We start from the raw sequence: 13,371 nt of genomic DNA, 5'->3' as shown, positions 1-13,371 counted from the left end.
CTTTACGCACGCTGATGCATTCTTGAAAGTAACCATAGAATCTAGTAATTCACCGTGAATTATTTGGGATGAGCCCGCAATAACCGGTTAGCCTCGTAACTATGATTGTGGCAGAATCTCCGTTTATGACGTCTTCACTAACTGTTGCAGCCGATAAAGTATTGCAATCCATCAGCTCTCTTGATTTTTGGGTTAATAAGCCCTTGCGAATTGTGCTGATCTTAGTACTTGCGCTGGTGACAAGTGCTCTCATGCAGATCGCGATCAAACACATTACCAACTCGATTGCTCGTGGCACTCGAGCACGCGTTATTCCGGCATCCAGCAAATCTCATGGAGGGCGCTGGACGCAAGACACCAAAACGGCAAACGCGCATCAGGCTCAACGCGCTAAAACGGTGGGTTCGGTTCTACGTTCTGTGGCGTCCATTGTGATCTGGGCGGTTGCAATTGTCATGATCATCGCTGATTTGGGCTTCAATATTGCACCGGTGCTAGCGTCAGCAGGCGTTGTCGGCGTGGCGCTATCTTTTGGCGCTCAGTCGCTAGTTAAGGACTACTTGACCGGTATTTTTATTGTCGCCGAAGACCAGCTAGGCATTGGCGACTGGGTAGATGTAGGTGAGGCATCGGGTGAAGTTGAGGCAGTGAGCCTGCGCACCACACAAATTCGAGACACGAACGGCACACTGTGGCACGTGCCCAACGGTGAGATCCTGCGGGTGGGCAACTCATCTCAGGGCTGGGCGCGCACCAACATCGATATGCCTGTGCCCTACGATGCCGATATTGAGCACGTCAATTCTGTGCTTATGGACGCCGCGAAAGAAGCAATCGCAACAGACGCCATTCGCGACCGTGTAGTGAGCGAACCAGAAATTTGGGGCGTTGAGAAAGTCAGCGGTGAGGCTCTCACCATTCGCCTCTCCGTCAAAACTGCGCCGAGTGAGCAGTGGGCGGTTGCACGCGTCCTGCGTCTTGCTCTCAAGCAGGCGCTGGATAACAACGGCTACCATATCCCGCTCATCAATCAGTCTGTTGTGCGCTCAGTGCCGGATCACACGGCATCACAACAAGCTGGAGCAACGAGCACCATGCCGCAAGATACCGGAGCTACCGAAGGCTAACTTACTTCTGACACTGTCAAAATAGCTGTGGGATTTAGCATTTTTCACCAAATCCCACAGCTATCTTTTCCGAATCTTTTTAGCGGCGCTTTTTACCGCCGGACTTGCTCTTAGCCTTTTGCGCCGCATGTTGACGCGCATTCCCGTTTTTGCGCGCGTTCCGAGCCTTTTTATCGGCAAGCTCACGACGGGCATTAGCCGCACGACGCTTGCGCTGGGCAATTTCTTTTTCTTTGCGTTTTTTCTCTAGCGCTGTCTGCTTACTGTCACTACCGCGATCAGAGGATGCGGTGCGTCCTCGGCAGATACCCACGAAGTCCTGCACCATGGCTTCTTCAACATCCTCACGCACCTGACGCTTCCACACCAGCGCCACAGACGTTTCTGCCGCATCGGGCACCACACGGTGGGTGAGGTCTTTACGGTGATAGATGCGAGCAACCGACAGCGGAACAATCAGCAGGCCGATTCCGGCGGCAACCAGCTCAATAGCGTCCTTGGTATGACGCATCTGCGGGAGTTTCTGTGGATTCTGCTGTCGATATTCCGCTGAGGCTTCGGCCCATTCCGGTGCGGTCTGCGGCTCTTGCAGGAGAAATTCCTCGGCGAGCTCTGCCACCGGCACTTCATTAAGTACTGTGAGCACGTGGTCCGTGGGCATCACGACCACCTGTTTCTCGCGGTAAAGCTCAATCCGGTGGTAGCGATCCTTATCGGCAGATTCCGGTTCATGTTCCGGTCGCAGAAGAACCATCGTGGCAAACTCATCGAGAGCACGAAGACCGTTTTTCTCGCTCAACGGCATTTCAACCAGCGAGCGAATCTGCCCAAATCTCTCGTGCCAGCGTCCAAACCATTTACCGGGCATCATGCCGGGAACGAAGCCCACCACCAGCTGATTTTCTTGTTGCCGGTAGGCAGATAGGCGCTCAAAAACTTGGAGGTCGGCTAATAGTTCCTCGTGTTTCGGGTGCAAAAGAGGACGCGTTGCATCGGCTTGTTCTGTCATACAAAGTTCTTTCTGAAGGCTGGAATGGTGCGGTCAGACAGGGGGAATTAGATGGTGTCGTGCGCTTGCACGTTGCCGGTTCTCCGAGCTTTTTTGCGGTAAAAATGGCGTACCGTCACAAGAATTACAGCAATAAGAATAATCGGTGTTGCAATCCAAGGACGCTCAAGCCAGGCCCAGACAACTGCCATGCCTACAGTTCCGTAGATAACACCCCAGACAAAGGTGCCCACCAGCATCGCTGGAATCCATCGCGACAGTGGCATTTTAGTAAAGCCTGTGGTGACGATAACCGCTGTTTGAAAGCCCACGGTGAAAAAGCAGGCAGGCACTGCCAGCGCGCCCCAGCGGTTAACGAAGGCTTGAGCTTTGCGGTAAATCGGGTGTTCAAGAGCTGACCGGATGCGTTGAAAACGTGCACCGCCTGCCGCGGCCAAGTGTCCCAAGCTAAACATAATGCTCGTTCGTAGAATCCCTACTGCCCATAAGACAGTTATGGCAGCCCACAGGTCTAAGCTCTCAATCCATTCCTTCATCGCCCTTTAGTTTACTCAGGGTGAGTGAAAGTGCGGGTCGACTGTGCCATAAAGCACCGAAATTCCGCTGATTTTCCGCACCGTTCAGTTACTTATTAAGGCAAACCTAAGTTCTGGGGAAGGTTTTTCAAAATTTTTTGAGAAAGAGGGTAGAAATCGCACCAATAATTAGGTTATATTTTTATTACCAAATACTTCAGGGCTTGTGGGAAGTCCCGAAACTTGGTGTGAAGACTTTTCTTCCTGTGTGTGATGCTAGGGGCTGGATCATCTCAAGATGATCCAGCCCCTAACTTTTATTCAGGTTCTATCTCTCAGCACCCCAGTATGAGACGTGCTACACAGAACGAACGCTTTATTTAATCTTGTTGTCCTTAATTTTCTGTAGCTGGTCGGGCACATAGCTGTGAGCCTCATAGGCAACGGTATAGCGCTTCTGTTCTGCAATACCTAGCAAGTACCCCACCGCTAAACGGTCGCTACCTGCACGCCCCACTTTACGGGTGGCAGCATCCAGCCACTGATGAATTTCCTGAAGCTGCCGTTGCTCAATCAATCCTTCTTGCAGCTGATCCGTCAGCTTAGCTAAACGCTTGATTTTCTTAGGAAGTTTAAGCCCGGCGCTACGGCAGGTGCCCAGTGCGTACGCCACACTTTTAGCGTCCAGGGCAATCATGCGCAACGTATTTTCGCACTCGGGTACATCAATAAAGTCAGCGCGTTTTGCCTTCCACAGCGCCTTTGAGTCTTTCAGATGCATTTTCAGCATCGACCGTCCGTGCTGCGCAACCGCGCTCAGAAACTCTTTTTCCTCACGCGGCAGTTCAATGTGGTCTTGCACGTGCAACACTAGCGAGCGCAAGAAAAGAACCAGCTCGATGTATTCTGCTGAATCCAGACGGCGGCGAACAGCGCGATGGCTTGCCTCTTCGTCTTTTTGAATCATAGCTTCTAACTCGTTTTCGGCAGACTGCGAGATAACACCGTAGTCATTGTGCCCGGCCATAAAACGACGCACCGCTACCAGCTCACGGACGCTAGCGGTATCAGCTGCGAGCTCGCTGAGTTCTGTAATCACCTCGTTGAGCTCAATTTCTGCCTGCTCATCGCTCACAAAAGGCAGCACTGCGAGTTCGATAAAACCTGCAAGCTTGCGGGCGCTGACGCGCAGCTGCTGGGTAGCATCGTCAATCTCTGCTCTGACTTTCAGATCGCTTATTGCTAAATCGGAGACCAGATGGTCAAGGCCTGACCGCACACGATACTCGACGGTTTGAGCGGGACGCCACTGATGCTGGTCGTCTTCGGCAGTGCCTTCAGGGGCTTCTGTGAGTGCGCCGCGTCGCTGTTCGAAGGCAACATCCTGCCCCATAGCGCGGGCAATTTTAGCGATTGACTGAGATTCTTGGGCTCCGGCTTCGGTGATGATCGCATCCACTGCGCTGAAGGCTTCATCAGCTTTCTCGTGTCCCGGGTCAATAAGTTCAACTTCCCACTCATGCCATGAACGCTCTACCTGAGTGGTGAAGTCAAAGGCCTGTACGGTGTCATCACAGATTTCAAGAATCTGATGCTGCGCCCCGTCGGTGACAACGGTTCGAATACGCGTTGTTTTGAGAGAGACAACTTCTTGTAAGGGTTGCCCCGCTGTTACACCTTGCAGAATGTGTTCAACGGCAGCGGGCATTTTTTCGCGGTTTTTCAGCAGTTCAAAAGTTACTTCGTGACGCCCGCCATTATGCCCATTGAATTTAATGTGCCAGCCTTCGTCGTAACCGCCCAGCCGACGGCGCAACGCTACCCGCGCCGAAGACAAGTCACGGTTGGCGGTATCCATGTATGCGGCGTCCATCTCTTCGGTCACCGGCGACTGAATTGAGAAGCCCTTGAGCGATGAGAAATCAATAGTCAGCTCTGCCCCATCGGGACTCTCGTATTTGCGTTCAATTTCTAGGTGATGAGCAGGCATTGATATCCCCTTAGTCTGGCTCATAATCAGCGCATCATTTGTGCGTTTGTCCACTTTCAAAGATAACAAATACCCATCGTTCTCAGCAGTCGCATCTTTAAGACGTAACGCCCTCTCTCACCGTTCTCGGCGAGGGAGGGCGCAAACGACTGTATCTTAGGCGCGTCGACGGTTCAGTACATCGTCAAGGTCAATGCGGACGCTACCCGATGCGGCTTCTTTGAGCGTCTTGGAGCGAGCATAAGGCTCTTCTGGCAGTTCCATCAGTTCGATGTGTTGAAAGCGCTCTTCAGCATCTAGATAGAGCGGACGCGGTACCTGCACCGGTGCCCAGGAGTTATCTTCAACCTGCAAGGCGCGGTGGTCAATCGTTGAAGATGTAGCGACCTTGCGCTGGGGCGTCGCTGTGCGCTGAAGGTCATTAGCTTTATTTTCGTAGCGATCAAAATCTCGGTGCGTGCGAGCGTATCGTAGCGACTTGACGGACGCAGCAACAGGCTTTGCTTTCACGACGCGGGCACCTGCCGAATGCGCATCCGAAACCGGGTTTTCAGAGTGAGTCGACGCGTCCTGGCGTTTTACGGTTTCACCCGATTCATGGTCGCTAGGAATACCTGCCGAATAAGCTACTGAACGCTCTTGCTGAGCACGTTGATCTCGCACTGCCCAAAAACGTAGCAAGGCAAGAGACCCAAAACCTACAAGTACAAAACACACGGGCACAGACCAAGAAACATTGGTGAAAGCAGCAACCGCCACAAAGAGCAGACCGAGCACCAGTGAAAGAGAACCCGCACCGAAAATAGCTAGACGCCCACTTCGAGAAGGTCCACGTTCATCGTTGCTGAATGATGAATCAATATCCGTGCTTTCGGACGAGCGTGCCTCTTGCGCCAGAACATCACATGCCATCTTTTCAGCACCAATGGGTTCAAATCGCGAGCGGTTGAGACGGATCATGGCTATATAGGTCACAACTGCGGCAATAACCAGCAAAAAACTAGATGCGCCCAGCCAACCCCAAGCCATACAATCCACCCCAGTCTACTGAAAAACAGCGTCAAGCCCACACTTACAAAAATTTAGTCTATCTAAATTACAACAGTGTCACTCATTAAAAGCAAAAAGTGAGACAGAAAATATTTTCTGTCTCACTTTTAGATAAATTATTAAGCTATTAGTCGAGCTCTGATGCGAATTCCTTGATCCATGAACGCAGTTCTGAACCGAGGTCATCACGCTCAGCAGCGAGAATAACGTTAGCCTTTAGGTAGCTGAGCTTATCGCCGGTATCGAAACGACGACCCTTGAAGACAACGCCGTATACGCCGTCGCCTTCCTCATTACCCTTAGCAAGAGTCTGCAGTGCGTCGGTCAGCTGAATTTCATTGCCGCGACCGGGCGCAGTGTTCTCAAGAACCTCGAATACCTTAGGTGAGAGAACGTAGCGTCCAATCACCGCGTAGTTTGAAGGCGCCTCTTCAACTGCGGGCTTTTCAACAAGCTCAGAAACCTTGAAGAAATCTTCACCGTCAACCGTTTCAATCGCTGCACAGCCGTATGCTGAAATCTGGCTTTCAGGAACCTCCATCAACGCAATAACGGAGCCGCCGGTCTTCTGCTGCACGCGCACCATCTCTGACAAAAGGTCATCCTTTTCGTCAATGAGGTCGTCACCGAGCAACACAGCGAAAGGCTCGTTACCAACGTGAATCTTAGCGCGTAGCACCGCGTGACCCAGACCCTTAGGGTCGCCCTGGCGAACGTAGTGAATTTCGCCCATATCGTTGGTGTCCAAAACAGACTTGAGAAGCTTGTCTTTGCCCTGCTCTTCGAGGGAGTCCTCAAGAGTGGGAACGCGGTCAAAATGATCTTCAAGAGCGCGCTTGTTACGACCAGTAATCATCAGAACGTCGTTCAGACCTGCTGAAACAGCCTCTTCAACAACATACTGAATTGCAGGACGGTCAACTACCGGCAGCATTTCCTTGGGAGTAGCCTTGGTAGCAGGAAGAAAACGGGTGCCCAAACCAGCTGCAGGAATTACTGCCTTGGTAACAGGACGAGGTGAATTAGTATCAGTCATAGAGTCAACAATAGCCGATAAAATAGAGCAAACCTGCTTATTAGTAAGTAATGTTCAGCAAATTACGGACGCTAAATACCCCCTTTTTCGTCGCACTTGTAGACTAAACAGCCCCTACGCCAAAACAAATTCATAAATATTCATTTCATACTCTGATTTACGTGTGATGTGTTTTATTCATAGAGGTCGGGGCAACCACCGAGCCTTTACAGCAGTATTCGCTTGCCGGCGGTGTACGAGTGCCGGGTGAAACAGAGATGTTTTGTAGTTGCAATACATGACAAGGACGCAGAAAAACAATGATGCTAGGTATAAAGAGCCATAAAGCTTTCCTTCGGGCTTCTATCCGTAGACGCCGCAGTCAATTACGGTCTAATCCTGATTACCGCTCTTTTCTTGCCCAAGAATTTGAGAAAAACTCAAAGGATTTATTCTCCTTCCTAAAAGAAGGAGATGCGGTAGTAGCTTTTTTGCCTTTGGTACACGAGCCGCCCATTGAAAAGATTCTTTTGAACCTTATAAATCGCAAAATTAATATTTTTGTACCCGTGGTAAAACTGTCGCGACAACTTGCCTGGGTGCGTTGGGTTCCGGATGCGCCGAGCGTCCACAATGTTCTAGGAATTGATGAGCCGGTAGGCGAAGAATATGGTTCCGAGATTTTCTTGGACGCTGATATCAGGCTCATGCCCGCCTTGGCAGTCGATGTCGAAGGCCATCGACTGGGCCAGGGAGGCGGCTTTTACGATACGCTCTGCGCTGCGATGACAGAACAACATCTTCAAAGCACCTACACCGTTATTTTCGATGAAGACTTGCTCGACGGACTGCCCTACGAGGAGCATGATTTCATAACACCTGCTGTTCTTACGCCCAGCGGACCTCGTCGACTACGCTCCTAGAAAGCATGGCATAACCGTCTTATTTTTCGCGGTAGTATGGTGTGCAGATTATCAGCACAGACGTCTAAGGAATACCCATGCCAGTTTATGCTTACCAGTGTAAGAACTGCGGACATGCTTTTGAAGAACACCAGTCGTTCTCAGATGCACCACTGAAAACTTGCCCCAGCTGCGGCGAAGATCAGCTTCGTAAGAAGTTCGGCAACGTGGGAGTCGTCTTTAAAGGCTCAGGTTTTTACTCCAACGATAAGTAAAAAGTTACACTCGTTATCTCAAAGCGGTGGGCGCATCAAAAGATGCGTCCACCGCTTTTTAAGTTGGTCTACTAGTTACCACCGTAATGCGGTGGTCGTTGCTCTTTCATCCACTCATCGCGGGAGTTATTCTCAGCTCGTTCCTCAGGTTCAACGGGGGCGCTGAGACCGGCAAGCTGAGGTTCGGGTCCGCCAATGGAGCTTCCGCCTGTTGCCCGACGCGGGCCGCGTCGTTTCTGAGGAGTCGCCGAGTAACCCACCGACGGTGCTTGTTCCTGCGATTTAGACATGCTCAGGCTCGCTGATTCCCAAGTAGGTGCTCATACGGTTTACCACCGCTTCGGGGTCAGAGAACACCTCAATCGTCCACAGAGTGAGGTAGTTCCAGCCTGTTCTGCCCAAACGCTCGGGCAGAAGACGCGTGCGTTCGCGTACCGATAGCTCTGCCCAATTATCAGCACCGTCTGAAGACAGCGCCAATGGCAGACGAAGCGTCTTCTGGTTCTGGGAAGTCGCACGAGCACGCGGTGACTGCACAGCACCAGCTGAGAGAGACTCACTGTCGGCGGTAGCAATCAAAGAGATTTCACCGTTATATGAGGTGTGCACAGTGGCTCCGCGTTCTTTGAGCCTTCGCACAAGATCGTTGAGCAACCAGTCGCCCATATCGGTTGCTTCAATGTCTCCATTGAGCAGAAATTCGTTGGCGGGTAGCTTATCGGTGATCTGCGCGTTGAGCTGCATTTCAGTATCGACAGCCTGCTGACGTTCGTATTCCTGAAGCAGCTTATACATATCCAGTGCACCGTGCTGCATGAGCGCCGGATCCATATCGTCAAGTTCTAGGCACGTCATAATGCGCGTCTCGTGGCGAGCACGTGTCATGGCCAGTACAAAACGGTTGCGTCCGTTGGGTTCAGAGAGCTGCCCGAGCTGGTGCACGGGTGCTTTATGGCGGGCGTGCCCCACTCCCAGAGAGAACATAATAACGTCGCGCTCAATACCGTCTGCACGGCTAATATCAACCACGCGGAAAGGTTCTTTACCGGGTTTGAAAAAGTCCGCCGCTTGCGGGTACTGGGCAAGAGCACGGCGCACAAAATCAGCGATACGCTGTGCATGTCGAACACTTGCTGCTACAACGGCAAGAGATTGTTGCGGTCGTTTAATGGCGTGTTCAATAACGCGCCACCCCACGTGCTCAACCTCCAAAGAAGGGGAATCTAGCGATGCGTTATCGCTGACGCGTCCTTCTAAACTAATGCGGTCTACGCTAAAGCCGCTGACGTTATCCGTCAGTTCTTCGCCCCAGGGGTAGTTCTTCAGCTGGTTGTTGTAGAAGTTCTCGTTCAGGTAATTGAATACAGAACGGTCAAGAGCCCGGTTGATAACAGCCAACGAGCGTGTGGGCAAAATCTTTGCTAATACTTCGATGGTTGAATCGAGTTTTTCGTCGTTCTCTAGAACTGCCGGGTTAGCAATAGCCGAGACCATGAAGGGCTCGGGTACACCGCTGACGGGGTCGCCAATTGCGATGACCTGATCAGCGCGAGTAATCGCCGGCAGGTTGGCAGCAAGCGGGGTGGAGTCCGCATCCAGCAAAATCACCGCATCAAAACGCATATCAACCGGTAGCTTACGCGAGATCGCGAAGGGGCTGGTGGTCCACAGCGGGTAGAGGGTAGTAGTGATATGGGCGGCGTTGCACAGCATTGCATTCATACTGAATTCGTGGCCGCGTAGCTGAGATTTCAGATAGGCGGCTTGGTGAGAATTCTCTGAAATTGCCTGCTTCCAGTGCGCAGCTGCCTGAGACATCAGACGGGCGCCTCCGGACGCGAGGTGGCGGTAGTCAGCGCGGCGGAACCTTGCTTCGAGGTCGCGCAGGGCATCGCCGTCTAAGATCTCGATTTCTTGTGAAGCCAGCATCATTTCAAGTGCAGTCTGCCACCATGCGAGCTCGAGCTCGGCTGCAACATTCGAAGCTTCAACTTCACGCTCGTGCAAGTCCTCAATGAGATCGTGTAAGCCCTGTTGGCGTAGGCGCTCTAGCAGACGGTCGCGCTCAGGCAGAGTGTGTAGCAAGTACTCATCTTCTGCTAGCTGAGTTAGACGGTCCGCAATCTGAGTCACGGGAGTGTTGAAGAAGTCGTTGCCGTATGGGCTCTCTTCAAGCACCAGCGCAAGACCGGAAAATTCGTTACGCAGTACCTCGAGTTCGTTTTTCAACTCGTCAAGGTTGGCTGGTGGAACGGGTTTGTGGCCCTTGGTAGCCCACTGTAGCCATTCTTCTCGCTCGGACTGTACGACTGTCAGAGCCTCGTGCACGTTAGAGATATGTACGCCGTTGCGAATGTACTCTTTAGCCGCTTTACGCAAACGAGAACGCTGCATGGTGCTCATGTCGATGCCGTTTTCTCGACGCCACGAACCGCTTGCAGTTGCGGCAATCAGATCGGTCACCGGCCGGTCGTAGATATCGCCGGTAAAGCTCTTGAGCGTTTCGCGGATGCGAGTGAGCAGGTTAAGCTGTTCTTCCCACTCGTTGAGGCAGTTGCCTTCGCGCATACCGGTTTCAGCGGCCATACGGCTCATCGCTGCGTTCATGGACGTCAGCGATTTTTGAAGGCTCTTGACGAGTTCGTGTGCAACCGAACTTTCTTCTTCGCTAATGAGCTTGGCATTATGCCACGGTGACTGACGGGTGGATTTCTTGAAAGCAGCTAGCTCGCCTAAACGCACCAGGTCTTTGGTGGTCTGTGCTCGTTCGGTGAGAGCATCCATGACTGGACGATCAAAACGAACGTGAGAGGCAGGTGCTGGGTTCTGTGCGGTGAGCGCTGCAAGAGTCTGCATCGCATCGAACGGTGAGCATCCCCAACGTGATTCCGTAAACTTCAGTGCGTTAATGTGGCCGGCCAGTTTATTGCGGGTTTCAACCAGTTCTTCTTGAACATCGCGGTAGTTAGGAGTAATCGCTTTTTCGTTGCGTACAATACCGCGGATCAGTTGCTGACGCTGTTCTTCAGGTTCGGTATCAGCCAGCAGGTCGTACTGAAGTTCCTGCACGCCGGTTTTAGCGAGCAAGGACGAAAAATCGCGCAGAGTTGAGCTTTTCTCGCCCACTACCAAAACAGACTTGTTCTGTGCAATCAGCGTGGTGGATAGGTTTACCGCGGTGCGTAAAGAGTCGGTGCCGGGTGCGGCGGTGACAGCCAGAGAATATCCCTCATAGGCGAGGTCGATAATTTCTTGCTGAGCGGCGTCGGCATCCAACACCAGCATCTCGTCTTCGGGATTACGCGCATCAAGCGGAGGACGGGTAGTTGAGACTTCGGCAATATTGCCTGAGCCCTCAACACCGGATTTCAGTTGCGCTAAGTCACGCACAACCTTAGTGTGGGCGGTATGGGGTAGCTCCCCCATGCTTTCCTTCAGATCAGCGAAGGTCGAGACGAGATACTTCGCTTCAATCATCATGCCCGGTATAGATGCGGTCGATGCGCGCATACGATCAATCACAGGCTCTGGATCAAGACGCGACATGGAGTTGGCAAGAGCGGCAACATCCATCGTTCCTAAATCGATGCCGTATTCCTTACGCAACTGGCGCACTAGAGCCGGATTCAGCTTAGCTGAACCCGCTAAACGAAGCTCAAAATCATCACTCGAGGCATGAGGAGTAATGGCTAATGGAGCCAGCAAAATTGGCGCAATAAAGCGCTTTTCACTCGCCATTCCTCGCTCGCGCACATCGTGCGACAGCCAGGACGCGGTACCAGCAACAAAGTAACCGGCGTCCAATCCGTGCCCGGTTTCAAGCTCAAAAATCTTAGCGCGCAAGCCTCGGGCAGCCCGCATACCCGATTCGAGCTGTTGTTTATCGCGCAAAATAGTTGAAAGACGAGTCTTACGTCCCATCATCAGCTGCGCGATACCTGAAGGATTGGCATGGGTGAAATCAATATGGACATAGTCCACCTGATTAAAATCAAGCAGGGCGTCAGGACCTGTATACAGGTCCATCTGCTCAGCCCATTTCTCTAGGCCTGCCGCGCTTTCCTCATTGAAACCAGTGTTCTCAACGTCGTCGTTCTGTTCAGCGGCATCAGAGGTCTGCCCCAAGTGCATCGATTCGTTAGAAATTTTTCTCACCCTCACAAAGTGTTACGCCACTATTTTACGTGCTGACAGCATCAATCAATGACCGGTTCTCATAAACCCGTCTGTTTCTTATGCGCCAAAGAACTGGTTATAGCGTGCAAGTAGCGTCAAAAATGTCAAGAAACTCAAAAGAATACACACGCCGATCAGTACCCAACGCCAGGTAGGAGCGAACGGCTCACGCGGAGCATCATGCAAAGACCGGGCTAGAAAATACGATAAAAGCGCAGCAGGAATATTGCCTACCAGCACCTGCTGAACACCGCTAAAAATCGAAAAAATTCGCACCGTATTTTCATTTTCACTATGCGCCATCTTCAGCATGACCGCTTGAATGATAGACATGCACGAAATCAAAAATGACAGGGCAATCGAAGGTTGCTGAAGCGTCTGCTCAAACGATGTACTCGTAGAACTAGCCTGCGTAAACGCAAACAGCACAAAAGCACCGGCGCTCAACAACCAGTACCAAAACAGAATTTTAGTCAGCTTGGCTGAGTCGCTCAGCAAAAGTAAAAGGGCCCTCATGGTGTATCTTTCGGGTCAATAAAATCGATGTAGCTACGCACTAAATAGTCAAGCAAAATATTGAGGCCAACAAAGGAATGGTAAGGCGCACGCTGATTATTGATAGTAGCTGGAGTGGCCGCATAGTGCAGGCTATGAACGGCGATGGATGACAGATAATTCATTCCAAAATCAGTCACGGCAACGACCGGGATTTTACGCAGTGACAGCATTTTGAGCGTCTCGCGAATCTGATCCGTATTACCCGATAGCGACACCACAATCACAAGGTCCTCGCTGGTCATCGCGTCCACGCTACCGGAAAACTCGTTATGTGCCGGAATAACGTGCATAAATTTGCCGCACGCTAACATCGATTTCGCAAATTCTTGAACTGCATTTCGCTGGGCATAACCGGTGCCATAGCAGTAGACACTGCGCGCGTTCTGAATCTTCGCTAACACCGGTTTGAGATTATAATACTCGACAAATTCCAGAGTTTTCACGATGTCATCTTTACCGGCTTGGATAAAGTCAACCGCAGAATCTGTGGGTTTGTTGATAGAAGATTTAATGAAGTATTTCAGCTCAGCAAAACCCGAGAAATCGAGTTTCTTTGTCAGTCGAATGATGCTGGACGTCGACGTAAAAGTGCGGTGAGCAAGGGAAGAAATAGTTGCCTCTGCAACGAATTCCTCGTTCTCTAGCATGAAGGCAAGAATATCTCGCTCGGTCTCACTAAATCGATGCTGATTCGCGTTGACAACGTCTTGCAGATCCAACAAAAACTCCCGGTGAATACTTACTTACTATCAAA

At 51.5% G+C, this 13,371-nt stretch carries 12 protein-coding genes; 3 read left to right on the top strand and 9 right to left on the bottom strand.

Going from position 1 to position 13,371, the window contains the following annotated elements; genetic code table 11:
• Positions 1 to 125 precede the first annotated feature (125 nt).
• A complete protein-coding gene (locus HF984_RS06945; protein ID WP_247596508.1) occupies positions 126 to 1,127 on the top strand; it encodes a mechanosensitive ion channel family protein in 1,002 nt (333 codons plus the stop codon).
• 79 nt (positions 1,128 to 1,206) lie between these two features.
• Here the strand turns inward: HF984_RS06945 and HF984_RS06940 are convergent, their stop codons facing one another.
• From HF984_RS06940 to galU, 5 genes are all read right to left on the bottom strand, one after another.
• Complete coding sequence (locus tag HF984_RS06940) at positions 1,207 to 2,136, bottom strand: LysR substrate-binding domain-containing protein (RefSeq protein ID WP_168614956.1); 930 nt, start codon at positions 2,134 to 2,136, stop codon at positions 1,207 to 1,209.
• 47 nt (positions 2,137 to 2,183) lie between these two features.
• Positions 2,184 to 2,591: a DedA family protein gene (locus HF984_RS06935; protein WP_247596507.1), complete on the bottom strand. Its 408-nt coding sequence runs from the start codon at positions 2,589 to 2,591 to the stop codon at positions 2,184 to 2,186.
• A gap of 436 nt (positions 2,592 to 3,027) precedes the next feature.
• Positions 3,028 to 4,641, bottom strand: a complete 1,614-nt coding sequence (locus tag HF984_RS06930; RefSeq protein ID WP_168614954.1) for a CYTH and CHAD domain-containing protein — start codon at positions 4,639 to 4,641, stop codon at positions 3,028 to 3,030.
• A gap of 156 nt (positions 4,642 to 4,797) precedes the next feature.
• Positions 4,798 to 5,670 (bottom strand): hypothetical protein, encoded by an 873-nt coding sequence (locus tag HF984_RS06925; RefSeq protein WP_168614953.1) that lies wholly within the window; start codon positions 5,668 to 5,670, stop codon positions 4,798 to 4,800.
• Positions 5,671 to 5,818: 148 nt separating this feature from the next.
• Complete coding sequence (gene galU / locus HF984_RS06920; RefSeq protein WP_168614952.1) at positions 5,819 to 6,727, bottom strand: UTP--glucose-1-phosphate uridylyltransferase GalU; 909 nt, start codon at positions 6,725 to 6,727, stop codon at positions 5,819 to 5,821.
• Between the two features lie 299 nt (positions 6,728 to 7,026).
• On the opposite strand from galU, the gene HF984_RS06915 reads away from it, so the two are divergent.
• Both HF984_RS06915 and HF984_RS06910 read left to right on the top strand, forming a co-directional pair.
• Complete coding sequence (locus HF984_RS06915) at positions 7,027 to 7,629, top strand: 5-formyltetrahydrofolate cyclo-ligase (protein ID WP_168614951.1); 603 nt, start codon at positions 7,027 to 7,029, stop codon at positions 7,627 to 7,629.
• Positions 7,630 to 7,706: 77 nt separating this feature from the next.
• Positions 7,707 to 7,883, top strand: a complete 177-nt coding sequence (locus HF984_RS06910; protein WP_168614950.1) for an FmdB family zinc ribbon protein — start codon at positions 7,707 to 7,709, stop codon at positions 7,881 to 7,883.
• Between the two features lie 71 nt (positions 7,884 to 7,954).
• On the opposite strand, the gene HF984_RS06905 is transcribed toward HF984_RS06910, so the two are convergent.
• The 4 genes from HF984_RS06905 to HF984_RS06890 form a co-directional block, all read right to left on the bottom strand.
• The gene (locus HF984_RS06905; protein ID WP_210729618.1) at positions 7,955 to 8,173 is read right to left on the bottom strand and encodes a hypothetical protein; all 219 of its coding nucleotides are present in this window, start codon (positions 8,171 to 8,173) and stop codon (positions 7,955 to 7,957) included.
• Positions 8,166 to 12,008: a DEAD/DEAH box helicase gene (locus HF984_RS06900; RefSeq protein ID WP_168614949.1), complete on the bottom strand. Its 3,843-nt coding sequence runs from the start codon at positions 12,006 to 12,008 to the stop codon at positions 8,166 to 8,168. Before HF984_RS06900 ends, HF984_RS06905 begins: the two co-directional genes overlap by 8 nt.
• A 108-nt stretch (positions 12,009 to 12,116) precedes the next feature.
• Positions 12,117 to 12,575, bottom strand: a complete 459-nt coding sequence (locus tag HF984_RS06895) for a cell shape determination protein CcmA (protein ID WP_168614948.1) — start codon at positions 12,573 to 12,575, stop codon at positions 12,117 to 12,119.
• Positions 12,572 to 13,336, bottom strand: coding sequence for a MurR/RpiR family transcriptional regulator (locus HF984_RS06890; protein WP_168614947.1), 765 nt, complete (start codon positions 13,334 to 13,336; stop codon positions 12,572 to 12,574). Before HF984_RS06890 ends, HF984_RS06895 begins: the two co-directional genes overlap by 4 nt.
• Between the last annotated feature and the right edge of the window lie 35 nt (positions 13,337 to 13,371).

Source organism: Rothia terrae (genome assembly GCF_012396615.1).
Classification (GTDB): Bacteria; Actinomycetota; Actinomycetes; order Actinomycetales; family Micrococcaceae; genus Rothia; species Rothia terrae.
This window is presented reverse-complemented; position numbering and strand designations above follow the sequence as displayed.